23 protein-coding genes are annotated in these 21551 nt (G+C 67.0%); 11 read left to right on the forward strand and 12 right to left on the reverse strand.

Annotated features, from left to right (window positions below; translation table 11 throughout):
- The first annotated feature begins 59 nt into the window (after positions 1-59).
- A complete protein-coding gene (locus tag ACIOSY_RS09415) occupies positions 60-938 on the forward strand; it encodes a LysR family transcriptional regulator ArgP (RefSeq protein WP_400852479.1) in 879 nt (292 codons plus the stop codon).
- Here the strand turns inward: ACIOSY_RS09415 and ACIOSY_RS09420 are convergent.
- Both ACIOSY_RS09420 and ACIOSY_RS09425 read right to left on the reverse strand, forming a co-directional pair.
- Positions 929-1450 carry a MarR family winged helix-turn-helix transcriptional regulator gene (locus ACIOSY_RS09420; RefSeq protein ID WP_400852481.1) on the reverse strand — a complete coding sequence of 174 codons (522 nt, stop codon included), beginning with the start codon at positions 1448-1450 and terminating at the stop codon, positions 929-931. The two genes, ACIOSY_RS09415 and ACIOSY_RS09420, sit on opposite strands and share 10 nt — an antisense overlap.
- Positions 1437-3137 carry an MDR family MFS transporter gene (locus ACIOSY_RS09425; RefSeq protein ID WP_400852483.1) on the reverse strand — a complete coding sequence of 567 codons (1701 nt, stop codon included), beginning with the start codon at positions 3135-3137 and terminating at the stop codon, positions 1437-1439. Before ACIOSY_RS09425 ends, ACIOSY_RS09420 begins: the two co-directional genes overlap by 14 nt.
- A 315-nt stretch (positions 3138-3452) precedes the next feature.
- Between ACIOSY_RS09425 and ACIOSY_RS09430 the strand changes: the two genes are divergently transcribed.
- From ACIOSY_RS09430 to ACIOSY_RS09450, 5 genes are read left to right on the forward strand one after another with little or no spacing between them, the layout of a single operon-like run.
- A complete protein-coding gene (locus tag ACIOSY_RS09430) occupies positions 3453-4037 on the forward strand; it encodes a SipW-dependent-type signal peptide-containing protein (protein WP_400852644.1) in 585 nt (194 codons plus the stop codon).
- 7 nt (positions 4038-4044) lie between these two features.
- A complete protein-coding gene (locus ACIOSY_RS09435) occupies positions 4045-4701 on the forward strand; it encodes a SipW-dependent-type signal peptide-containing protein (protein ID WP_400852485.1) in 657 nt (218 codons plus the stop codon).
- A 46-nt stretch (positions 4702-4747) separates the two neighbouring features.
- Positions 4748-5350 carry a signal peptidase I gene (locus ACIOSY_RS09440; RefSeq protein WP_400852487.1) on the forward strand — a complete coding sequence of 201 codons (603 nt, stop codon included), beginning with the start codon at positions 4748-4750 and terminating at the stop codon, positions 5348-5350.
- Positions 5296-5982 carry a hypothetical protein gene (locus ACIOSY_RS09445; RefSeq protein WP_400852489.1) on the forward strand — a complete coding sequence of 229 codons (687 nt, stop codon included), beginning with the start codon at positions 5296-5298 and terminating at the stop codon, positions 5980-5982. The genes ACIOSY_RS09440 and ACIOSY_RS09445 overlap by 55 nt, the downstream gene beginning before the upstream one ends.
- Before the next feature lie 56 nt (positions 5983-6038).
- Positions 6039-6551: a hypothetical protein gene (locus ACIOSY_RS09450; protein ID WP_400852491.1), complete on the forward strand. Its 513-nt coding sequence runs from the start codon at positions 6039-6041 to the stop codon at positions 6549-6551.
- Between the two features lie 18 nt (positions 6552-6569).
- Here ACIOSY_RS09450 and ACIOSY_RS09455 read toward each other — a convergent pair whose 3' ends face one another.
- Complete coding sequence (locus tag ACIOSY_RS09455) at positions 6570-7262, reverse strand: YqaJ viral recombinase family protein (RefSeq protein WP_400852493.1); 693 nt, start codon at positions 7260-7262, stop codon at positions 6570-6572.
- Between the two features lie 304 nt (positions 7263-7566).
- Between ACIOSY_RS09455 and rplJ the strand changes: the two genes are divergently transcribed.
- Together rplJ and rplL are read left to right on the forward strand one after the other, a co-directional pair.
- Entirely contained in the window at positions 7567-8055 is a 489-nt protein-coding gene (rplJ, locus tag ACIOSY_RS09460; RefSeq protein WP_400852495.1) for a 50S ribosomal protein L10, read from the forward strand.
- Positions 8056-8103: 48 nt separating this feature from the next.
- Positions 8104-8487 (forward strand): 50S ribosomal protein L7/L12, encoded by a 384-nt coding sequence (gene rplL / locus ACIOSY_RS09465; RefSeq protein ID WP_400852497.1) that lies wholly within the window; start codon positions 8104-8106, stop codon positions 8485-8487.
- Positions 8488-8541: 54 nt separating this feature from the next.
- Here rplL and ACIOSY_RS09470 read toward each other — a convergent pair whose 3' ends face one another.
- The 9 genes from ACIOSY_RS09470 to ACIOSY_RS09510 all read right to left on the reverse strand — a co-directional run bounded on the left by ACIOSY_RS09470 (position 8542) and on the right by ACIOSY_RS09510 (position 17523).
- On the reverse strand, positions 8542-9834 hold the full coding sequence (locus ACIOSY_RS09470) for a glycosyltransferase family 4 protein (RefSeq protein ID WP_400852499.1): 1293 nt from the start codon (positions 9832-9834) through the stop codon (positions 8542-8544).
- A complete protein-coding gene (locus tag ACIOSY_RS09475) occupies positions 9831-11072 on the reverse strand; it encodes a lipopolysaccharide biosynthesis protein (RefSeq protein ID WP_400852501.1) in 1242 nt (413 codons plus the stop codon). Before ACIOSY_RS09475 ends, ACIOSY_RS09470 begins: the two co-directional genes overlap by 4 nt.
- Positions 11072-12256: a glycosyltransferase family 4 protein gene (locus ACIOSY_RS09480; protein ID WP_400852503.1), complete on the reverse strand. Its 1185-nt coding sequence runs from the start codon at positions 12254-12256 to the stop codon at positions 11072-11074. The genes ACIOSY_RS09475 and ACIOSY_RS09480 overlap by 1 nt, the downstream gene beginning before the upstream one ends.
- On the reverse strand, positions 12253-12990 hold the full coding sequence (locus ACIOSY_RS09485; RefSeq protein WP_400852505.1) for an NTP transferase domain-containing protein: 738 nt from the start codon (positions 12988-12990) through the stop codon (positions 12253-12255). The genes ACIOSY_RS09480 and ACIOSY_RS09485 overlap by 4 nt, the downstream gene beginning before the upstream one ends.
- A gap of 11 nt (positions 12991-13001) precedes the next feature.
- A complete protein-coding gene (locus ACIOSY_RS09490; RefSeq protein WP_400852507.1) occupies positions 13002-13676 on the reverse strand; it encodes an HAD family hydrolase in 675 nt (224 codons plus the stop codon).
- The gene (locus ACIOSY_RS09495) at positions 13673-14917 is read right to left on the reverse strand and encodes a 2-phospho-L-lactate transferase CofD family protein (protein ID WP_400852509.1); all 1245 of its coding nucleotides are present in this window, start codon (positions 14915-14917) and stop codon (positions 13673-13675) included. Before ACIOSY_RS09495 ends, ACIOSY_RS09490 begins: the two co-directional genes overlap by 4 nt.
- Complete coding sequence (locus ACIOSY_RS09500; protein WP_400852511.1) at positions 14914-15684, reverse strand: glycosyltransferase family 2 protein; 771 nt, start codon at positions 15682-15684, stop codon at positions 14914-14916. Before ACIOSY_RS09500 ends, ACIOSY_RS09495 begins: the two co-directional genes overlap by 4 nt.
- Positions 15681-16394: a hypothetical protein gene (locus ACIOSY_RS09505; protein ID WP_400852513.1), complete on the reverse strand. Its 714-nt coding sequence runs from the start codon at positions 16392-16394 to the stop codon at positions 15681-15683. The genes ACIOSY_RS09500 and ACIOSY_RS09505 overlap by 4 nt, the downstream gene beginning before the upstream one ends.
- Positions 16395-16518: 124 nt before the next feature.
- Positions 16519-17523: a LacI family DNA-binding transcriptional regulator gene (locus ACIOSY_RS09510; protein ID WP_400852515.1), complete on the reverse strand. Its 1005-nt coding sequence runs from the start codon at positions 17521-17523 to the stop codon at positions 16519-16521.
- A 274-nt stretch (positions 17524-17797) separates the two neighbouring features.
- Between ACIOSY_RS09510 and ACIOSY_RS09515 the strand changes: the two genes are divergently transcribed.
- From ACIOSY_RS09515 to ACIOSY_RS09525, 3 genes are all read left to right on the forward strand, one after another.
- Positions 17798-19123, forward strand: coding sequence for an ABC transporter substrate-binding protein (locus tag ACIOSY_RS09515; RefSeq protein ID WP_400852517.1), 1326 nt, complete (start codon positions 17798-17800; stop codon positions 19121-19123).
- Positions 19124-19230: 107 nt separating this feature from the next.
- Positions 19231-20568: a carbohydrate ABC transporter permease gene (locus ACIOSY_RS09520; protein WP_400852519.1), complete on the forward strand. Its 1338-nt coding sequence runs from the start codon at positions 19231-19233 to the stop codon at positions 20566-20568.
- Entirely contained in the window at positions 20568-21539 is a 972-nt protein-coding gene (locus ACIOSY_RS09525) for a carbohydrate ABC transporter permease (protein WP_400852521.1), read from the forward strand. The genes ACIOSY_RS09520 and ACIOSY_RS09525 overlap by 1 nt, the downstream gene beginning before the upstream one ends.
- Positions 21540-21551: the final 12 nt, after the last annotated feature.

Raw genomic sequence — 21551 nt, forward strand, 5'->3', positions numbered from 1 at the left:
AGAAACTCCGCATGTACAGCACCAGCGAAGATTCCTACCGAACCATTAGCCTGGCTAATGTGAGAATCGACCCCGAACTCGCCGCCACGCTCGCGGCCGTCGCCGACGAGGGCACGCTCGACGCGGCATCCCGTCGCCTGCAGATCACTCCGTCGGCCGTCAGCCAGCGTCTGCGTACTCTCGAGCAGCAGCTCGGGCGCGTGCTGGTGGTGCGCTCGAAGCCCGCGCAGCTGACGGCGGCGGGGGAGTCGGTCGTGCGACTGGCCCGCCAGATCGCTCTGCTGGAGCAGGACGCGCTCGCGGGACTCGGCATCGATGACGCGAGCCTGCCGCAGCGGCCCGTGATCCCGCTGGCGGTCAACGCCGACTCGATGGCGACCTGGTTCCTGCCCCCGCTCGCGCGACTGTCCGCACAGCACGGCGTCGATTTCGATCTGCACCGCGACGACCAGAACTTCACCGCCCGCCTGCTCGAATCCGGCACGGTGATGGCCGCGGTCACGAGCGAGCACGCACCGGTGGCAGGATGCTCCGTCTCACCGCTCGGCGTCTTGGAGTATCGCGCGGCGGCGTCTGCGGAGTACGTGCAGAGATGGTTCCCCGAGGGGGTGACCGAAGAGGCGCTGGCATCCGCGCCTTTCGTCGACTTCGATCGGCGCGACACCCTGCAGCACGAGTGGCTGCGTATGCAGGGCCTCGCGCCGCAGGGCATTCCCCGCCACTACGTGCCCGCATCGCACGACTATGCGCTCGCGGTCGAACTCGGCCTCGGGTGGGGGATGGTGCCGCGGCTGCAGCGCACCGACGGTCTGGTCGATCTTGGCGGTCCACCGCTGCGGGTCGCGCTGTTCTGGCAGCAGTGGAACCTGCGCTCGGCCCTGCTCGACACGATCGCCACCGAGATCGCCGCCGAGGCGCGCGCCGTTCTTCAGCCCTGAGCGTCCGTTCCCGTCTCGGCTGTCCGGTCGAGCCGAGGCATCCCCGGCGTGCCGCCCGAGGCGAGTGCGTGCAGCAGGTGGGTCAGATTGTCGATGTCGGAGACGCTCCACTCGGAGAGCGTCTGCATCAGCATCCCCTCCTGCGGCCGGCGCGCCAGCGCGAGGCGTTCGCTGCCGTGCCCCGTGAGTCGCAGGAGCGACGAGCGCCGGTCGGTCGGGTCCGATGTGCGTTCGACCAGGTCGAGCTCCTCCAGCTCGCGCACGGTGCGGCTGGCCTGCCCCTTGTCCATGAGCATCCGTTCCGCCAGCGCGGAGACCGTCACCTGCTCGCATCGTGCGATCGTGGTGAAGGCCTTGTACGCCCCGGGGAGCATTCCGGGGCTCACCCGGTTGGCGTTCTCGAGGATCAGACGCCGGAAGTGCGTGATCAGCTCGCCGAACTCGCCCTCGAGGGCGCGGACCGCATCGGCCCGCGCCTCCGAGGCGTCGAGGATGGTTTCAGCGTCGGGCATCGGATGCAGCTCCGGCCTCGCCACCTCGACCGTCGGTGACCGTCACGGTGCCCGTGGTGGGGGCGCCGGCGAGGGCGACGGAGTTGGAGATCGCCGTCTCTCCAGCGTTCTCGGCCGCAGCATCCGCCGAGGCGCGCTCGCTGGTCGTCATCGTCGTGAGCGGCCGGTTCGGAAGGAACAGGATCGCGATCAGGCTGATGACGGCGAGCGGGATGCCGATGAGGAACGCGTGCGAGATCGCCTGGGCGTAGAAGTCCTCGACGATCGAGCGTACGGGCTCCGGAATCAGACGCACCTCGGGAAGCGTGCCGCTCGTGAGCTGCGCCGCGACGTCGGCCCCTTTCTCGCCGAGCTGGGCGATCGCCGCGCCGAGGCGTTCCTTGCCATCGGTGAACAGTCCGGTGAGCGAGTTCGCGAGCACCGCGCCCATGACCGAGACGCCGACGGTGCCGCCGAGGCTGCGGAAGAAGGTCACGCCCGAGCTCGCGACGCCCATCTCGGTGGGCTTGGCGACGTTCTGCACGATGAGCACGAGGTTCTGCATGGTCATGCCGACGCCGGCGCCCATGAGGAACATGTACACCGAGACGAGCACGAAGTTCGTGTCGTAGTGCAGCGTCGACAGCAGCGTGGATCCGGCGGTCAGCAGCACGGCACCGAGGATCAGGTAGCCCTTCCACTTGCCGAAGCGGGTGACCAGCTGGCCGACCACCATCGACGAGATCAGCAGGCCGGCCATCATCGGCAGCGTCATGAGCCCGGCCTCGGTCGGGGTGGCGCCGCGGGAGAGCTGCATGTACTGCGCGAGGTAGACCGAGGTGCCGAACATCGCGACGCCGATCGAGATCGACGCGATGACCGAGAGGGTGAACGTGCGGCCGCGGAACAGGGTGAGCGGGATGAGCGGTTCGCGCACCTTGAGTTCGACGATGATGAACGCGATGGCCGCGACGATCGCTCCGCCGACCATGAGCACGGTCTCGGTGCTCCACCACTCGAAGGTGGAGCCGGCGTTGGTGATCCAGATGAGGATCAGTGAGACGGCTGCCGAGAGCAGCACGATGCCGACGTAGTCGATCGACGCCTTGCGGGTGCGTTCGGTGCTGATGTGCAGCGTCTTCTGCAGGATGATCAGCGCGGCGACGGCGAAGGGGAGCGCGACGAAGAAGTTCCAGCGCCAGTTGGCGGTGTCGGTGATCCAGCCGCCGAGCAGGGGGCCGCCGACGGTCGCGACGGCCATGACTGCACCGAACAGGCCCATGTACCGGCCGCGCTCGCGGGGGCTGATGATGTCGGCCATGATGACCTGGCTGAGGGCGGCGAGCCCACCGCCACCGATGCCCTGGATGGCGCGGAACGCGATCAGCGTGTTCGTGTCCTGCGCGAATCCGGCGGCAGCGGTCGCTCCCACGAAGATGACGATCGCGAGCTGGATGAGCAGCTTGCGGTTGAACAGGTCGGCGAGCTTGCCCCAGATCGGCGTGGAGATCGCGGTGGTGAGCAGGGTCGCGGTGATGACCCAGGTGTAGGCGGACTGATCGCCGCCGAGGTCGTGCACGATCACCGGCATGGAGGTCGAGACCACCGTGGTGGCGATCATCGAGACGAACATGCCGAGCAGCAGCCCGGTGAGGGCTTCGAGCACTTGGCGGTGCGTCATCTTGATGGGGGCGGAGTCCGTGGACATGCAGGACCTTTCGCAGTCGGAGAGTGGATGCTGCGACAGCTCTGGCGCGCGCGAATTTGGTTGAACTTCGTCAACTATAGAGCGATCGTTGATGTTCGTCAACCATCTCGAAGCGGCAACGGAGTGCTGGTTCCTGTGAATAGGCCTTGTATATCGGTCGATGGTGGGGAACGATGTGGGCAACGCAACGGTGCGGGCTACTGAGGGGTGGCCATCGTCGTACCCGCGCGGAACTCAACCAGATTCCTGAGGGGGAATTGCGACATGGCTACAACGATCAGACAGCGCAAGATTCTGGCATGACTGGCGGGAGGGCTGGTGCTCGGCGTCGGGACCGCGGCGGTACTCGCCGCCTGGAACGACTCCGAATTCGCGACCGGTACCTTCACCGCCGGCACGTTCGATCTGCAGGGCTCCACCGCCGGCGATGTGAACGCCAGCTACGGCGATCACAACGTCGACACCGGCGGCACCGCCGCGACTCTTGCATTCACTCTGCCCACCGGCATCGTCAGCAACATGTCTCCCGGTGACTCGGTGTACGCCGGGTTCTGGGTGCGACTCGCGCCGGGCACGACGACCGGAGCCAATCTGTCAGCCGCCGGAACGACCGCCGATGCGGCGGCGACCTCGAACTCGGGGCACCTCGCCTACCAGGTGTACCAATTGGCGCCCGGCGCGACCTGCAACGCCGCCAGCGCCACGGGCACACCCGTGGCGACCGGAGCGACGCTCGACGCGCAGACGGGGGTCACACCCATCGCGCTGACGAAAGGCGCCGACGCCGCCACGCCCGGCACCGCGGTTCAGCTCTGCTTCAAGGTGACGGCCGACGCGACTCTCAAACCGACCGTCGCGACGGTGGCGACCTGGAAGTTCACGGCCACGTCGACGAACTGAGTGCACGATGCACACCCGCAGCTCCGTGCGGGAGGGGAAGCGTCTGCGTTCCCGACGAATACGAGCGCTCCTCGCCGGAGGGCTCGTGCTCGGACTGGGCGCGACAGCCACTCTCGCCGCATGGAACGACTCGGAGTTCGGAACGGCGACCTTCACGGCCGGCAAGTTCGATCTCGTCGGGGCGACCGACGGGGCGACATTCACCGGTCATGCGACGACGGGCACGGCGGCCACGCTGAGCTTCGTCGTGGCGCCGACGGCGATGGCACCGGGCAACACCACCTACGCGCTGTTCAGCGTGAAGACGGCGAACCCGTCGGTCGCCGGCACGCTGCAGCTCACCGCCGGGGTTCCGGCAGGGACCGGGCTCTCCGCGTACCTCACCTACGGGGTGCGGCTGGTGCCCACCGCGGCCACGGCGAGCCAGTCCTGCACGGCCGCGACGTACGCCGCGGCATCCGCTGCAGCGACCGTCGTCGTCGCAGACGGGTCGGCGCTCACCGTGAACGGCGCCGCCACGGCGACCGTGCCGCAGGCGGTGACGGCCAACGGCGGCAACCAGCTGAACTACTGCTTCGCCGTCACCCTGCCCACGGCGGCGGGAAACGGGGCGCAGGGGCTGAACATGACCCAGACCTGGCAGATCCAGGGGACGTCGTCCTAGCTGTCGCCGACAGCGGAAGGGCTCAGGGAAACCGATGAGCATGCCGATGACGAGACGGAGCCTGCGCGAGCAGGCCACGTCCGCCCAGGTGCACGCACCGGCATCTGCGTCGACCCCCCGCGCCGGTGAACCCCGGCGCGGGGTCGGGGGGATGCTCGGCGACGTCGTGCTCTGGATCGCGGCCCTCGGCGGGGTCGTCTGCATCGTGCTGGTCGTGCTCGCCCTGACCGCCCAGATCACGCTCATCATGTTCTCGACCGGATCGATGTCCCCGACGATCCCGGCGGGATCCGTCGCCGTGGTGCAGCGGGTCCCGGCATCCGACATCCGTGTGGGCGACGTCGTCACCGTCGATCGCGTCGACGAGCTCCCGATCACGCACCGCATCACGTCGGTCTCCGAGGGGGCGTCCGCGGAGGAGCGGGTCATCACGATGCGCGGCGACGCGAACGCATCCGACGATCCGTTCCCCTACACGGTGACATCGGTGCGCACCGTGCTGTTCGCCGTACCCGGGATCGCGACGCTCATCGTCGCGATGGGCGACCCGGTCGTGCTGGGTGGCATCACCGTCGCGGCGGCGCTCCTGGTCGTATGGGCGTTCTGGCCGCGCAGCCCGGCGTCACGTCGCACGATGGGCAGCTCATGAAGCGCGCGCTGGCCCTGGTCGGCCCGGCGATCGTGATCTCCGGGGCGCTCGCTGCCGCGCCGGCCTGGGCCGCGTCGACCACGGAGATCGTGCAGGGCCGGGTGCTGCGGCTCGTCTCCGTCGCCGACTGGGCGTCCGCATCGACCATGCTCCCCGGGCAGCCCATGCAGTGGGATGTGGCGGTGAGCGCCGAAGCCGCCGAGCCCGGCACCGTGACGCTCTCCCTGAGCGCGCAGGGTGACGCGGCCCTTCTCGTCGACGCCTCGCTCTGCATGCAGCAGTGGGAGCAGAGCGGATGCCCCGGCGGGGCGAGCGTGCTTCGGTCGGCATGGAGCATCCCGCTCGATGGAGCGGAGGTCGCGCTCGCCGACTTCGCCGCGACGGATGTCGGTCACCTGCGACTGTGGATCACCCTGAGCTCCGACGACGGGGAGGGCGTCACCGAGGTGCGCGTGCATGCGCGGGGCGTGGGGGAGAGCGTCGTGGTCGGGCCGGACGGCCCGCTCGCCGCGACCGGAGGGGCGGTCGCCCCGTGGGTGATCGGCGCGGGCGCGGTGCTCGCGGTGGCGGGTGTCGCGCTCGCCGGGAAACGGGCCGATCGCTCGGCGCAGGCGCGAGGGGGTGACGTGTGAGCGGCGCGACGGGAGACCGCGCCTCGCGCTCGCGCGCGCGAGCAATGAAGAGACGGATGCTCGCGGGCATCCTGGGTGTGTCGATCCTGGCCGGCGTAGCCGCTGCGCCGGCGGTGCAGACGACCGAAGCCCGCTTCCTCGACACGGAGGAGGTGGCCTCGTCGACCTTCACGGCGCTCAAGCTGGCGCCGCCGCAGATCACCGCGGTGGTGAACTGCTCGGGTCTGCTCGGGCTCGGCCTTGCCAACGGCGTCACCCTGGACTGGACCATGCCGGTGGGCGCGGCCTACACAGGGTTCACTCCCGCGAACAACGTGCAGTGGGCGTTCAACTCGGCGGGCACCAACTGGCAGGCGGTCACCACGACCAGCCCGTCGGCGGGGGTCTACCGCACCACCTTCAACACCGGTGTGATCAACGACCTGCTCAGCCTTCTGCTCGGGGGAACGATGACGTTCCAGGTGCGCACGAAGGTCGGCACGAACTGGGTGTCGACGGGGGCGTCGAAGGTGACGTTGACGAATGCCCTCATCAATCCGACCTGCTCGGCGCCGGTCAACGGCACCTGAGCCGTGAGGTGGGCCGGGTCAGTCGGCCAGCGCCAACGCCCGGAAGGCGTCGCGCTCGCGCAGCTGCTGGCGGCGGCTCGCGGCTGCTTCGACGGCGGCCTCGACTGCGGCCGACGGCACCTGCTGGCCGGTCGTGCGGCGGTAGAGCTCGTCGATGAGGTTGGTGGCGAGGCCGACGAGCTTCGCGATCTCGCGGTCGTCGCGGTCGATCCACACGCAGCGGGGCTCGTCGTGGATCGGCGCGAAGTCGACGTGCTCCTCCCAGACGAAGAGGGTGCGCTCGGCGCCGAGCACATGCTGCTGCCACCACACCTGGCGCAGGTACGTGCGCGGGATTCCGCGCCACGCCTTGTTGGTCGTCTTGATCTCGGCGAGCTTCACGCGGCCGTCGGCATCCACCCCCACGCCGTCGGGGGTGGCGAGATGCCGGTGCTCGACCTCGGCCCGGAACAGGGCCGACGAAGGCAGGATGCCGTGGGTCGCCGCCACCCAGGCGGCGATCTCGGGTTCGCGGCGCCGACCGTGGTCGGTGTAGGCGTTGCCGCCGAAGCGCGGCCCGCCGCCGAGCTTGGAGTCCGCGGCGCGCGCGATCGACTTCTCGCTCGTGAGTCCGGCGACATCGGTCGCCGTGATCCCCCGGGACCGGGCCCGCATCCACGCGACGCGGTCACGCGAGTCCGCGACGATGCGTGCGGCGAGTTCGGGAGTCACCCACCGAGCCTAACCCCGCCCTCCGACGTCCTCGCCCGCACACGCCGCGCGCCCGCTCCTCGACCCCGAGCGCCAATTTGGGGAGCGGGATGCCGTGGGGTACAGTTGTCTCAACCGAAGACCGCTGGTCATCGTCGTGTGCGCAAGCACGAGACGATCGAAGCTCTGCACAGCAGGGTCCCGCGCAGGTGTCACGAACTTTCAAAGCTCCGTGCGCTTGCGCCGGAGCTTTTCTGTTTTTTGCAGGTGGTCGAGGTCGGCGCCCCACCACCGTGCGGCGCCTCGTACACACCAAGGAGTGACCATGGCGCAGAAGGATGCATCGGTCGCCGAGCTCACGAAGTCATTCGAGAACTCGTCCGCCGTCCTGCTGACCGAGTACCGCGGTCTGACGGTTGCCCAGCTCAAGGAGCTGCGCAACAGCATCCGTCAGGACGCTGAGTACGCCGTGGTGAAGAACACGCTGACCAAGATCGCCGCGAACAACGTGGGGATCACGTCGCTCGACGACGACCTCAAGGGTCCGTCGGCTGTCGCTTTCGTGCACGGTGACTTCGTCGCCACTGCCAAGGCTCTGCGTGACTTCGCCAAGGCCAACCCGCTTCTCGTGATCAAGTCCGGCATCTTCGAGGGCAACGCCCTCTCTGCCGACGAGGTCAACAAGTACGCCGCGCTGGAGAGCCGTGAGGTTCTGCTGTCGAAGGCTGCGGGCATGATGAAGGCGACGATGGGCAAGGCTGCGGCCACCATCGACGCGCTTCGCGAAAAGCTGGAGACCGCAGAGGCCGCGTAAGCGTCCGGCGATCTCGTCTACAAACCCCATCTATCTAGGAGATACATCATGGCGAAGCTTTCCACCGAGGAGCTGCTCGAGCAGTTCGCCGGCCTGACCCTCATCGAGCTCAACGACTTCGTGAAGGCGTTCGAGGAGAAGTTCGAGGTCACCGCTGCTGCACCCGTCGCCGTTGCCGGCGCTGCGGGTGGCGCAGGCGCTGCCGAGGCCGAGGAAGAGAAGGACTCCTTCGACGTCATCCTCGAGTCCGCTGGCGAGAAGAAGATCCAGGTCATCAAGACGGTCCGCGAGCTCACCTCGCTCGGCCTCGGCGAGGCCAAGGCTGTCGTCGACGGTGCACCGAAGGCCGTCCTCGAAGGCGCGAACAAGGAAGCCGCCGAGAAGGCAAAGGCTGCTCTCGAAGAGGCAGGCGCCACGGTTACCCTCAAGTAATCAGCGTCACCGCACTTCCGCGAAAGCCCCGGGTCCGCCCGGGGCTTTCGCGCGTCATGGAGCGCTTGAGTGCGCAGATCTTCCGCGGCGAGTGCGCGGCCACGCGCGGCGGGAGGACGCCGCCTCGCGATAGATCTCGGCAGTCCGTGCCGCTGCTCGTGGCCAACTGAATGCGGCGGCGGCAAGGGACGCGCCCGCTGCCCCCAGCCTCTGGCGCTCTTCGTCATCGAGGAGCAGCGCAATGATCGCGGCGGCGATCGAACGGGAAGACCGGCTCTCAACCCTTCGTACGGCGGATGCGTCCGGATCGCCGGAGAAGATGCGGGAGAAGCCATCGCCGAGGATCGTCGGGACGCCGAGCGACATCGCTTCCGCCGCCACGAGCCCGAACGGCTCGAACAGAGAGGGGAACACGCAGAGGTCCGCCGCCTGGTAGTACGCCATCAACTCCTCGCCCTCGACGAACCCGCCCACGTGAACGATGCCGTCCGACACATCCAACAGGCGGGCCTCCTTCTGCACACCGGCCGCATCTCCCTGCCCGAGGAAGACGACGATCACGTCGGGGATGGCAGTGCGCACCAGGGGCAGCGCGCGCACGAGAGGGATGACGCCCTTCTGCTCCTCCAGACGCCCGACGAAGAGCAGCATGCGCGTGGCGGGAGAGATGCCCAGGCGGAGCCTGAGGTCTGCGGCTCGTCGACGGGCCGCAGCGAGGTCCCCAGCCATCGTCGGTACTTCCCGTTCGAAGGTGCCGCCGAGCGGTACCACCTCTGTACGCCCCTTCGGCCAGCCAGCTTCTTCGAGCTGCGCGCGCACCTCCGGTGTCGCGACGATGACGCTTTCGGACAAGCGCGCGATCGTGCGTTCGATGGCTGCGAAGAGACCGAGCGGATCTCGAATGGTCTTCCTGCTCGCGACGCCGTACTCCGTCGTGTGGACATGGAACACGAGAGGAACGCGGAACGCGAGCCTGAGGAGGAGCGCGCAGACGAAGTTCGTCGAATCGTGCACGGCGACGATGTCGGGTCGTGCTTCGCGGCGGATGGCGATTTGTGCGACGTAGCGCAGGTTGCTGACGATGACGTGCGCAGTCAAGAGGACGAAGTCACGTCGGCGGGTGCGGTTGACATCATGATCGAGGAGACGCCTGAAGATCCGGCCGACGGGGCGGTGCACAGGCGTGCCCTGAGGCGTGGAGGAGTGGCGGGGGAGACCGCCGTCGTTGAGGCTGAACACCTCGAGGTCCACGAGCTCCGCGAGGGGAGCGTGGATGTGTTCCGCGTAACGACCCAGGCCGCTCGTTATATACGGAGGGAACTGGTTGATCACGAATGCGACTCTCATGAGGTGGCCTTCGGGTCTCGGTATCGGTGGCGAGCGACGAGGATGACGAGAACGACGAGGAGGAGATTGGTGAGGATGAATGCAACCAGCGCACCCTCCAGCTGCCAGCCGCTGATTGCAATCGCCTGCGTGGCGAGCACGAGCGGCGTTCCTGCGAGCATGATGTACGCGAACGCCCTGGACCCGCGCACGCCGTCCATGGACAGTATGAAGAAGAAGAGATTGAAGACGGTGTGGATGGCGATTCCTATCGCTGCGAGCACGAAGAGGGCGATGTCGTAGGGGTACTCGGCGCGGAGGAACCAGAAGACGGTGGCGCTCGCGGCGAAGGAGACGGCGGCCGTCGCCGCCGCGATCAGAGGGGTGAGCTTGAGCATGCGGCGGAGCAGCGTCCGCGTGTTCGATACGGCGAGGAGGGGGAGGAGCACCAGGCCGGCGCCCTCGGTGACGACGACTCCGAGTAATCGCTTCGGGAATCCGTTGTACAGCGCGTATACCCCCACCTCGTGAGGAGTCGCCCACAGGTTGAGCATGAGGCTGTCCGCGCCGAAGACGATCGTGGTCAGGGCGGACGACAGCGTCAGCAACGCACCGAGCCGGAGGATGCGTCTGGCGGTTTCCGTCGACCAGCGGGGATGGCGGATCGGCGAGGCGATGACCGCGGCGACTGCGAAGGCGAGGGCCGTCGCGGATACGACCAGCAGGAAAGGTTGCGGGTCGCGTACACCATCGAGCAGCATCCACAGGGTGATAGCCAACGTCACGGCGGCGATGACGGTCTTGATCGTCAGCAACGTCACGAGGCGTCTCGATCCGCGTAAGACGGCCTCGGTCAGGATCATCGTGCTCAGGCAGGCCGCGACGAGCACGGACAGCAGGGAGTCCTCGTGCGATAGCCCCGAGAGAATGGAGAGCAGGGGAGCGCAGGCGGCGAACACCGCCGTGCCCGCCGCGATGAAGAGCGCCCCGGTCGCCAGCGCTGACCCCACAATCGTGGGCCGTTCGTCGGCATCCGCCCGAGGGAGTTCCTGGTAGAGCACGAAGTGCACGTTCGCCAGGAGGGGGACGCCGAGGATGCCCGCGACCGTAATGACGACCGTGAAGAGCCCGAAGGAGTCCGAGCCGGCGAGGGCGGCGATGGCAAAGGCGTTCGCGGCGGTGAGCGCGCTGGAGAAGACACTCGCCCCTGTCGCCAGCAAATGCCCTCGTCCCGGGAGAAGGCGATCCCGCGCTGCCATCACCTGCTCGCCCGTCGATACAGCTCGACGGTGCGCTCGGCAGCGTGCTCCCAATCGAACCGTTGCAGCGCGACATCGGCGGCGGTCTGCGGGGAAGGAGACACGAGGAGGGAGCCGATCATGGATGCGAGCGAGCCGGGGGTGTCGTCCAGGACGCGGTGCCCTGCTGCGGCGACCTCATCGGAGAAGCCGGTGCCCAGCACCGTGCAGACGCCCAGGGCGATCGCCTCGACAGCGGCGAGTCCGAAGGGCTCGTAGCGCGAAGGGAAGACGCAGACGTCTGCGGCGAGGAAGTGCTCGTAGACGGCCGCCTCATCCAGGAAGTCGTCGATCCACACGATCGACGTGGAAGACGGCGACCGGGTGAGTGCCCGTTCGAACGTCTCCGTCTCTGTGCCGTGGGCTGAGCCACGGCCGACGATCACGATTGTCGCGTCGGGGTGTCGGGAGAGCAGTTCGGGAGCGGCCGCCACCAGTGTTCCGGCGCCCTTATGCTCCGCGAGGCGTCCGACGAACAGCACCATCGGGCCATTCACCCCGAGCGTCCTTCTCACCCTGTCTCGGATCTCCAGGCGCTGCTCGACCGGTTGGGAGAGGAAGTCGTCGAGGGTGGGGGAGCGCACCCCGTGAGGGATCACGGCGATCTTCTCCTCGAGCCATCCTCGCGACACGAGCTGTGCCCGCATCCGCGTGCTCGGCACGACGATTGCACGAGCACGCCGAGAGAGCAGGTCCTCGAGCAGACGGATGATCCTGCCGACGATCGGCCGTTGACCGGTCACTGTCGTCGTCGCTTCAGAGGTGTGAATATGAAAGACGACCCGTCGGCCGATCGTGGCCAGCAGGAGCCCGACCCCGGCGGAGCTCCAGTCGTGCACGGCGATGACGGAGCCCCGTCTCCCCGCACTGGATCTCGCCAGGCGCATTGTCGCGCGAAACGTGAAGGCGACGAGATCCGCCGCCCTGGCAGTGCCGTGCCGATCTTCCACCCGTCGGCCGTAGAGTCGCGCGCGGGTTCCGTCGGGTAGGCGTTGGCGGTCGGAAGACCCGAACCCCACCGCCACCACCGCAGCTCCCGAGCGGCGGAGCGGCGGGAGGATGCGTTCGACGTATCGCCCGAGTCCGCCCAACACGGCAGGTGGCAGCTCGGTGCACACCCACGCGACCCGCATCAGCTCGGTCATATCAGGGAACGACGGGCGAACTCGAGATCTTCTGGAGTGTTCACGCCGCGGGCTTCGACCTGGTCGACAGCCTCGACCGTTGTGACGGCCCAGCCCAGATCCCTCGAGAGGTACGCGAGGAACGGGAGGAAGTTCACCTCGCCGGTGAGCTGCCCGAGCTCGTCGTCTCGTATGCGGTCGAGATAGGTCTGCCACGCTTCTTTCAACCCCTCGGCGGTGAGCAGGAACGCACCCACATCAGAGATGCCGCCCGGGCGGCAACTGTCGCCTTCCCTCGACTGCTTCACGGCGACGAGCGAGGAGTCGTGGAACACATACTCGACGTAGGGAGCGGCGGGACGGACGACCGGCATCGTGAGCCGTGGCCCGGTACCGTCGCGATGCGCCTCGACAGTCCTCACCAGTGTCGTCGCACGCAGATTCACCTGGTCGCCCCAGACGACCAGGATGTCGTCGTCGGCGGACCAGGATTCGGCGTCGCGGAAGACGGCGTCGCCCATGCCGATCGGGATCGGCTGCACTCCCGTGGAGACGAGCCCGGAGGCGATCTCGCTCATGGCGAGGTCCCGGAAGAGAGTCTCGCCGTCGGGGGAGAGGACGACATGCACATGATCCGCCACAGTCGACAGCGATTCATGGAGCAGATGCCAGACACGGTGTCCGCGTGCGACGGGGACGAGGATCTTCGGCAGGTCGGCCCCCAGACGGGTGCCTCGTCCAGCGGCGGGGACCACGGCGCGCACCCTCATGCGTCGGCCGTCATCCGGATCGACGCTTCGAGAAGGGCAGCGAGGTCTGCGATCGACGGCAGGCCGGGGACGTGTGCGGGTCGGTGACCGCCGACGCCGATGACCGCCAGGCCCGCGCTCAACGCCGAGACGATCCCATTGGCCGAGTCCTCCACCGCGACTGCCTCCTCGGGGCGGCAGCCGCTTCGCTCGCATGCGACGACGTACGGATCGCCCGCCGGCTTGGATCGTTCCGCATCCTCGGCCGTCACGAGACCTGCGATGAACGGAATGAGGCCCGTCGCCGACAGTGCCGCTGCGGCGGAGGACCGGCTGCCGCTGGTGACGATCATCGCGGGGCGCCCTTCGTCATGGAGAGTGGAGAGGAGGCGCCGTGCCCCGGGCAGAGCGACGACCTCGCCATCGTCGACAGCCTGTCGGTACAGCGCCTGCTTCGTGCGCAGAATCGTGTCGACCAGGGTCGTGTCCTCGATGCCGAGCGCTCGCAGAGCGGTGCGCGTGGACATTCCGCGCACGCTCGCATAGTCGAAGAGCCGGATCGTCGTCGGCGCCATGCGAGAGAGTACGGCCTCGAAGGCCTTGCGGTGCGCCTCGGTGGAATCGATCAGGGTGTCGTCGAGGTCGATCATCCACCGGGGACGTGCGATCGCCGCGGCCAGCGCTGTACTCATGCGATGCTCTCGCTTACGGCCGGGGTCAGGAGGCCGATCAGCAGGTCGGCCGCACGAGCGCCGTCGTGCACGCCGAGCCGGGAAGGATGCTGGAGATCGGCGTCGATCCAGGTCGCTCCTCGCCAAGGCCCGTCGTGGCCGAGCGGTCGCCCGGGAAGCGGCGGGTGGGGGCGGCCGTGCTCTTCCGAGGGGCGATGCGCGAGGACATGCGTGACGAGGGAACGGTTCGTGTTCTTCGGGTCGCCGAGATACTCGAGGGTGCGTGAGGCGAGCATGGTCGCGTCGTATCCGCGGATATCGTGATCTGCGGACAGGTTCGTGACGAGGACCTTTCTCGCACCCCTGTTGGCGAAGATCGCTTCCCCGACTCCCGGCGTGAGGTACGACGGCAGGAGGGAGGAATGAGGGGTGCCGGGGCCGTAGACGATGAGGTCCGCGTTCGCGATCGCTTCGCGGGCTTCGTCGCCGAGGCGGAGCTGTGCCTGTCGAGCGGTAAGTCGATCCGCCTTCGCATCGGCGGTCAACGAGGTCAGCGAGTCCAACTCTTCGGGGCTCATCGGCGAATCGATGAGGAAGATCCGACGGATGGGCGAGGGGGACTGCGGTTCGACGATGTCCGCCTCGTCGTGGAGGATCTCGCCCGACTCCTTCAATGCGACGAGGTACGCGTTCTCGCCGTTCGTGACGTTCGCGAGCGTGAGGGGAGAGCCGAAGGCGCGGGTCGTCCTCGTGATCGCCGCGTTGAAGTCGCGGCCCCTGCGCAGGTACGCTCCCGCGAAGACGAGATTGCCGAGTGAGCAGTCGTCGAGAGCGAAGACGACGTCGGGGCGGCGGAGATGGGCGATGATCGCGTCGAGTTCGGGGAGGACCCGTTTCGCGACATCGCGGTCGAGATGGGTGGACCATTCGACAGAAGCGATGGGATAGGCGACGAGATCGCGGATGGCGGACAGGTCTGCCACGGTGCTCCCCTCCGCGAGACGATGCTCGAGGAGATGGAGCGCGGCGGCGTCCGCGGGGGACCCGCCCTGGAGGTGATGGACGAGTCCCTTGCGGAAATCGGAGGGGCCGAGCATCCCCGGAAGCAGTCTGCGGATCCGGCCCGTCGACAGCCCGTTGTCATAGCCGTTGACGATGAGGGTGAGCGACTCAGGACAGAGGCCGAGGAGGGCTTCGGCGATGGTGGCGCTCCCTCGGCCCCCGCAGAACAGAGCGATCCGCGGCGATTCGACCCCGATCATCGAGCGACCCTCTCGTCTTCTTGCCGCAGAGAGGTGCTTCTGAGCACGCCGAGCTTGAGGAGAAGCCGGCGATACCCGAGATATCCGACGAAGAGCGCACGGTCGCGGGCGCCCTTCCACACGCGCCAGCCGCGAGTGCCGGAGGGTCGTGGCCGGTGCTCGATGGGGATCTCGTGCCACACGGCTCCGATCTCACCCAGGCGCGCGGTGAGTTCTGTGGAGCAGTTCATGCCCCTCGATTCCAGACGAAGTGATCGGAGGAGGGGTCCGCGCGCGACCTTGAAGATTGAGTTGTAGTCGTGATAATGCGTCCTGTGCAGGAAGTTGGCGACGGCACCGCTCGACCACGAACCCAGACGCAGGAAGAGGGTGTCCGCTTTCTTCGTCCGCCAACCGCTGAGCGCGTCCGCCGAGCCTCGGTGCATGAGGGGAAAGAAGCGATCGAGGTTCGCTATCGGGAACTGGCCGTCGGAGTCGATGATGGCCACCCAGTCCAGTCGGCTGGCCGCGATCGCGGTGGCGATCGCGACACCGGCACCGCGGTTGTGATCGTGGGTCACGACGGTGAGCTGGGGGTACCGCGATGCCCAGACGGAGAGCACAGCGGGTGTGGCGTCCGAGCTTCCGTCATCGCACACGACGATCTCCCAATCATCGATCTCCTTGTGCTCCGAGAGGTAGGTGGCCCACTCTTCGAGGGTCGCGGCGAGGGCGGCTTCCTCGTTATAGGCCGGTGAGACGACGGACAACGAGAGCGCCCTGTTCATGACCGCGAGCCGTCTTCGGTGCCGGTGATGCTGGCAAGCCATCGGTCGAGCGGCAGAAGGTTCACGCCGATCAGCAGCGGCACGTGCGCGAGCGCGAAGACGATGGTCCACCCGAACGGGATCGGCCCGCCGGTTATCGCATTGATATGCGGGGCGTCGATGACGGTGGGGAGGTCGACCGGATTGACCACCCACCACATGATGTCGAGGAACCCGGAGAAGAGCAGGATCGCGCCGGAGAGCGAGATCTTCACGACTCGCCCCGATGTGCCTCCGCCGAAACGGTACGCCGCGGCCGTCGTCAGGAGAATGAGCGGGAAGAGGAGGTTGTAGAGGAAGAGGTAGAACGTGTCTCCCTCGACCCGTGCCGTATCGGTGAAATAGAGGCCGCTGATCCGTGGCACGAGGTAGCCCGTGATCACCGCGAACGGGAGGAGGAGCAGAAGATACGCAGTTCGGGAACGCACCGGGAAGAGTGCGATCGCGAGTGTGAGCGCGACGTAGGCGAAGAGCTTGACGACGAACGAGAGGAGCGTGTTGTCCTCTCTGCCGCTCGGTGCCAGGAGCGAAGTCGCGATGAAGACAGCGCATCCGATGACGGCGCAGATCCACCAGAGGTGGGCCGCCCATCGGCGGCGGGGCGACGAGGGCGATCCCTCGTAAACGGATACGTGCTGATCTTGCTCGCGATGACGGCGTCGTTGCTCCATGCGGGTCCCCTACGGTCTCATTGCTGCTCCGAATATGCTTCGACGCCCCCAGCGTCCCAGCAGCATACATGCGGAGGGCTCGTGCGCGACCGATCTCTCCACAGCCCGAGATCGCCGGCGACGATCAGCGGGGAGCGGCGGTGGAACCGCGCACGACGAGAGCGGATGCCGCGGCCACCTGTTCGAGCGGAGCCTCCGGGTCGTCCATCCGCTGCCGCAGCAACCGCACGGCGTCGTGTCCTTGCTCGCGCGGAGACTGGTGGATCGTCGTGAGGGCGAACAGTTCAGCGTGCTCGTGGTCGTCGATGCCGACGACACTGAGTTCGGTCGGGACGGCGATTCCGAGGCGACGAGCCGCGATCACCGCTCCGATGGCCGCCTCGTCGCATACGCCGACGATCGCGGTGGGGCGATGGCGTCGGTCGCCGAGCAGGCTCACCGCCGCGGCGTAGCCGTCCGACAGCGTCGGGGCGGCGCCGGCGACTCTGGCCTGATCGGCGAGCCCCGCGGTGCCGAGCGCCGCGAGGTACCCGTCGATCCGACGTTCGTCTCCGAAGCTCAGGGCCGCGGCGTCGGTCGTGCCGCCGACGAAGGCGATCGACGTGTGACCGAGCTCGATCAGGTGCTCGGTCGCGATGCGCGCAGCGGCGGCGTCGTCGATCGACACCGCGCTCGATCCTTCGCTGTAGGGGCCGACGCTGACGAGGGGGCGCCCGGTGTCGCGGAGTCGTTCCAGTTCGTGGGCGCTGGGCTGGATGCCGACGGCGATGATGCCGTCGAACCGGCGGCGCGACAACACGTTCTCGAACAGATGCTCTCGCGTGTGCGATCCTTCGGGCACCCCGTACAGCGAGAGGTCGTAGTCGAGCGCGAAGAGCGATTCCTGGATGCCCGAGAGCAGCTCGGAGAAGAACCAGCGGTCGACGGGCGGCATGACCACGCCGACGGTCTGCGTGCGGCCCGTGGCGAGGCTCGTGGCGGAGGAGTGCGCGACGTACGAGAGTTCCTGGGCGGCGGCCACGACACGGCTCCTGGTGTCGTTCGACACGTATCCGCGACCGCTCAGGGCCCGGCTCGCCGTGGCTTTCGAGACGCCGGCGCGTGCTGCGACGTCGGCGATCTTGCTCATCGGTCCTCCTCGACCAATCCATGCAGCGCGCGGGGGATGCGCCGATGTCAGCGTAGTAGCAACCGGGGTCGAAAAGGAACCGGTTCCACACGTTCGAGATGAGAGCGCTCCCATTCCGCATCCCGATATGCCAGGAAAGGATGCGATGTTGTGACATTCCCCAGTTGTGCCGGGGCGGGGAAGCCAAGTAGGTTTACCTGGAATCGGTTCCCCAATGGTTGCGGCGATTGCTCCCCTGGGCGAACGGATGATCTACCTCAGAGGAGAAAAACACATGGCTTTGTCACAGCGATACCGCCTTCTCGCCCCCATCGCACTCGTCGGAGTCGCGGCTCTCGCGCTCTCGGGTTGCGCTGAAGGGGGAAGCGGCGACGGCGGCGGAGACGCCAAGGAGACCGTCCGCATCTCGGGCGGCATCACCGGCCCCCAGGCCGATGACCTCAACAACGCCTTCGATTCCTTCACCGAAGAAACCGGGATCAAGGTCGAGTACACCGGCGACAAGGGCTTCGAGGGCAACATCGTGACCAAGGTCACCGGTGGCGACGCTCCCGACATCGCCGTCGTCCCCCAGCCGGGTCTGCTCAAGACCCTCGTCGACACCGGCAAGGTCATTGCCGCCCCGGAGGGCGTCGAGAAGGCGGTCGACGAGAACTGGTCGGAAGACTGGAAGAAGTACGGCACATTCGACGACACGTTCTACGCGGCGCCGATGCTCGCCAATCTCAAGGGCTACGTCTGGTACTCGCCGAAGCAGTTCGCCGAGTGGGGTGTCGAGGTGCCGAAGACGTGGGACGAGATGCTCGCCCTCACCGACACCATCGTCGAGAAGACCGGCACGCCCGCCTGGTGCGCTGGGTTCTCGTCCGAGGCCGCGTCCGGCTGGCCGGGCACCGACTGGATCGAAGACCTCGTGCTCCGTCAGTCCGGCCCGGAGGTCTACGACAAGTGGGTCGCCGGTGACGTCAAGTTCACCGACCCGGAGATCAAGGACGCTTTCGACGCCGTCGGCGAGGTCCTGCTCAACCCGGAGTACGTCAACGCCGGCTACGGCGACGTCAAGAGCATCAACTCCACGGCGTTCGGCGATGTCGCTGCGGCTGTCGCCGACGGCAGCTGCGCGTTGACGCATCAGGCCTCGTTCCTCGAGGTCAACTTCCGCGATGTCCAGACGGCCGAGGGCAATGAGCCTGTCGTGGCACCTGACGGCGACGTGTACGCGTTCATCCTTCCGGGCATCGAAGAGGGCGAGCTCCAGGTCGAGGGCGGTGGCGAGTTCGTTGCTGCCTTCAACGACGACGAGTCCACCGTGAAGGTTCTCGAGTACATGGCATCGGCCGAGTTCGCAGACGCCAGTGTCGAGGCGGGCGGCGTGATCTCTGCCAACAAGAACGCTGACGCCAACCTCGCCTCGAGCGAGTTCCTCAAGGAAGCCATGCTGATCATGCAGGACGACTCGACGGTCTTCCGCTTCGACGCCTCTGACCTGATGCCTTCGACGGTCGGAAACGGTTCGTTCTGGAAGGGCATGGTCGACTGGATCGACGGCAAGGACACCGACACGGTGCTCTCCGACATCCAGGCCGGTTACGAGAACTGATCTCGTTGACCGCGCAGAGTTGACCTGAACGGGGTCGGGCCTCAGCCCGACCCCGTTCCTCCCATCCATACCGCTCGGGTACGTTGCCGTACTCAGAAGGGGAACCCATGTCGCAATTGACCGTCGACACGCCTGTCAAGGCCGACGCTCCCGTCACGACGCACGGTGTCGATGCGAAGGGGCGGGCGATCACTCGCATCGTCCTCGCCGTCGGTTTCGTCCTCCTCATCGCGATCGCGCTGCTTCTCGTCTTCACCACTTCCAACGAGGAATCCGCTCGCGTCACGATCGGCTTTTCGCTGAATAGCTTCTTCGTCTGGCTCGGCGGGATGAATCCCCTCGTGCAGATCCCCATCGTCATCCTGGCCTTCGGCCTGGTCGTCGGGATCATCCTGGTGCTCATCGAGTACGCACCCCGTTCCGGGCGCGGCTACTACATCATGCGTCTCGTCGCATGCCTCGCGATCCCGGTGCTGGCCTTCCTGCTACTGCGCCCCTACGCGAATGCCGTGCTCTACGTCGTCGCGATCGCGCTGCTCGTCGGTGCGCTGCTCTTCTTCGCCGACTACCGCTCGCGCCAGGGCGCCGGATACCTGTTCCAGCTCACGCTGTTCATGGCCCCGGCCGCGATCATGCTGATCCTCGGGCTCATCTACCCGGCGATCTCTACCATCTTCAAGTCGTTCTTCAACAAGAAGGGCGACGAGTTCGTCGGCATGGAGAACTATGTCTGGGTCTTCACCAACCCGGTCGGGACCTCGTCGGTCATCAACACGATCCTCTGGGCGCTGCTCGCTCCGACGATCTCGGTCGCGATCGGACTCGCGTACGCGGTCTTCATCGACCGGGCGCGCGGCGAGAAGTTCCTCAAAGTGCTGGTGTTCATGCCCGTGGCGATCTCGTTCGTCGGTGGCGGCATCATCTGGAAGTTCATGTACGACGCGCGCCAGGGCGACCAGATCGGTCTGCTCAACGCGATCGTCACCGCTTTCGGCGGCGACCCCGTGCAGTGGCTGGCCGTGAAGCCGATCATCAACACGCTCATGCTCCTCGTCGTCTTCATCTGGATGCAGACCGGATTCGCGATGGTGATCCTCTCCGCTGCGATCAAGGCGGTCCCGATCGAGCAGATGGAGGCCGCCGAACTCGACGGAACCAACGCGTGGCAGCGGTTCCGCAACGTCACCGTTCCCGGCATCCGCGGATCCCTGATCGTGGTGCTCACGACCGTCACGATCGCCTCGCTGAAGGTGTACGACATCGTCGCCGTCATGACCGGTGGTCGCGACGAGACCAGCGTGCTCGGCTTCGAGATGGTCAACCAGCAGCAGCGCTTCCAGAGCTACGGACACTCCTCGGCACTCGCCGTGGTGCTGTTCCTGTTCGTGCTGCCGCTGATTATCTACAACGCCCGATCGATGGCCAAGCAGAGGGAGATCCGCTGATGAGCGCCACACAACTCGTCGTCACACCCGACAACCGCACCAAGCGGCAGGTCGAGCGGGACACCCGCCGCAACGAGGCGATCGCCCACAAGAAGCTGACGTCGAAGGGCGCGACGATCACCGCCGTGATCATCGCCATCTTCTGGACGATCCCGACCTTCGGTCTCTTCGTCACGTCGTTCCGTCCGGGTTCAGACACCCAGTCGTCCGGCTGGTGGACGGTCTTCTCCGACCCGAAGTTCACCCTCGACAACTACATCGAGGCGCTGAGCTCCGGTGGCACGTCGACGACCCTGGGCTCCGCGTTCATCAACTCGCTCGCGATCACGTTGCCGGCCACCGTCATCCCGATCGTGCTCGCGTCACTCGCCGCGTACGCGTTCGCCTGGATCGACTTCAAGGGCCGCAACATGCTCTTCGTGTTCGTCTTCGCGCTGCAGATCGTGCCGATCCAGATGGCCCTCGTGCCGCTGCTCAGCCTGTTCTCCGACGGCCTGACGATCAACGACGTGCCGATTTTCCCGGGCTTCGGCCTCAACGACGTGCAGTACAGCTTCGCCCGCGTTTGGATCGCGCACGCGATCTTCGCGCTGCCGCTGGCGACGTTCATGCTGCACAACTTCATCTCGGAGATCCCGGGTGAGGTCATCGAAGCGGCCCGCGTCGATGGCGCCGGCCACGGCCAGGTGTTCTTCCGGATCATCCTGCCGCTGGCGACGCCGGCGATCGCCTCCTTCGCGATCTTCCAGTTCCTCTGGGTCTGGAACGATCTGCTCGTGGCGACGATCTTCGCCTCGCCAGGGGCGCTGCCGATCACACAGGCGTTGAACTCGCTGTCGGGAACGTGGGGGAACAAGTGGTTCCTGCAGTCCGCGGGAACGTTCATCTCGATCATCGTGCCGTTGATCGTGTTCTTCGCCCTGCAGCGCTTCTTCGTGCGCGGCCTGCTGGCGGGTGCCACGAAGGGCTGATAGTCACTCGTT

The sequence above is a fragment of the Microbacterium sp. NPDC087665 genome, assembly GCF_044743285.1.
Classification (GTDB): Bacteria; Actinomycetota; Actinomycetes; order Actinomycetales; family Microbacteriaceae; genus Microbacterium.

Bases quoted from the DNA above. Each gene is read 5' to 3' on its own strand.
- ACIOSY_RS09420 (WP_400852481.1), bottom strand. From the start codon at position 1,450: ATGCCCGACGCTGAAACCATCCTCGACGCCTCGGAGGCGCGGGCCGAT.
- rplL (WP_400852497.1), top strand. From the start codon at position 8,104: ATGGCGAAGCTTTCCACCGAGGAGCTGCTCGAGCAGTTCGCCGGCCTG.
- ACIOSY_RS09495 (WP_400852509.1), bottom strand. From the start codon at position 14,917: ATGATCGGGGTCGAATCGCCGCGGATCGCTCTGTTCTGCGGGGGCCGA.
- ACIOSY_RS09500 (WP_400852511.1), bottom strand. From the start codon at position 15,684: ATGAACAGGGCGCTCTCGTTGTCCGTCGTCTCACCGGCCTATAACGAG.
- ACIOSY_RS09475 (WP_400852501.1), bottom strand. From the start codon at position 11,072: ATGGCAGCGCGGGATCGCCTTCTCCCGGGACGAGGGCATTTGCTGGCG.
- ACIOSY_RS09450 (WP_400852491.1), top strand. From the start codon at position 6,039: ATGCTCGCGGGCATCCTGGGTGTGTCGATCCTGGCCGGCGTAGCCGCT.
- ACIOSY_RS09445 (WP_400852489.1), top strand. From the start codon at position 5,296: ATGGGCGTTCTGGCCGCGCAGCCCGGCGTCACGTCGCACGATGGGCAG.
- ACIOSY_RS09440 (WP_400852487.1), top strand. From the start codon at position 4,748: ATGACGAGACGGAGCCTGCGCGAGCAGGCCACGTCCGCCCAGGTGCAC.
- ACIOSY_RS09470 (WP_400852499.1), bottom strand. From the start codon at position 9,834: ATGAGAGTCGCATTCGTGATCAACCAGTTCCCTCCGTATATAACGAGC.
- ACIOSY_RS09480 (WP_400852503.1), bottom strand. From the start codon at position 12,256: ATGACCGAGCTGATGCGGGTCGCGTGGGTGTGCACCGAGCTGCCACCT.
- ACIOSY_RS09490 (WP_400852507.1), bottom strand. From the start codon at position 13,676: ATGAGTACAGCGCTGGCCGCGGCGATCGCACGTCCCCGGTGGATGATC.
- ACIOSY_RS09510 (WP_400852515.1), bottom strand. From the start codon at position 17,523: ATGAGCAAGATCGCCGACGTCGCAGCACGCGCCGGCGTCTCGAAAGCC.
- ACIOSY_RS09515 (WP_400852517.1), top strand. From the start codon at position 17,798: ATGGCTTTGTCACAGCGATACCGCCTTCTCGCCCCCATCGCACTCGTC.
- ACIOSY_RS09525 (WP_400852521.1), top strand. From the start codon at position 20,568: ATGAGCGCCACACAACTCGTCGTCACACCCGACAACCGCACCAAGCGG.
- ACIOSY_RS09425 (WP_400852483.1), bottom strand. From the start codon at position 3,137: ATGTCCACGGACTCCGCCCCCATCAAGATGACGCACCGCCAAGTGCTC.
- ACIOSY_RS09520 (WP_400852519.1), top strand. From the start codon at position 19,231: ATGTCGCAATTGACCGTCGACACGCCTGTCAAGGCCGACGCTCCCGTC.
- ACIOSY_RS09435 (WP_400852485.1), top strand. From the start codon at position 4,045: ATGCACACCCGCAGCTCCGTGCGGGAGGGGAAGCGTCTGCGTTCCCGA.
- rplJ (WP_400852495.1), top strand. From the start codon at position 7,567: ATGGCGCAGAAGGATGCATCGGTCGCCGAGCTCACGAAGTCATTCGAG.
- ACIOSY_RS09505 (WP_400852513.1), bottom strand. From the start codon at position 16,394: ATGGAGCAACGACGCCGTCATCGCGAGCAAGATCAGCACGTATCCGTT.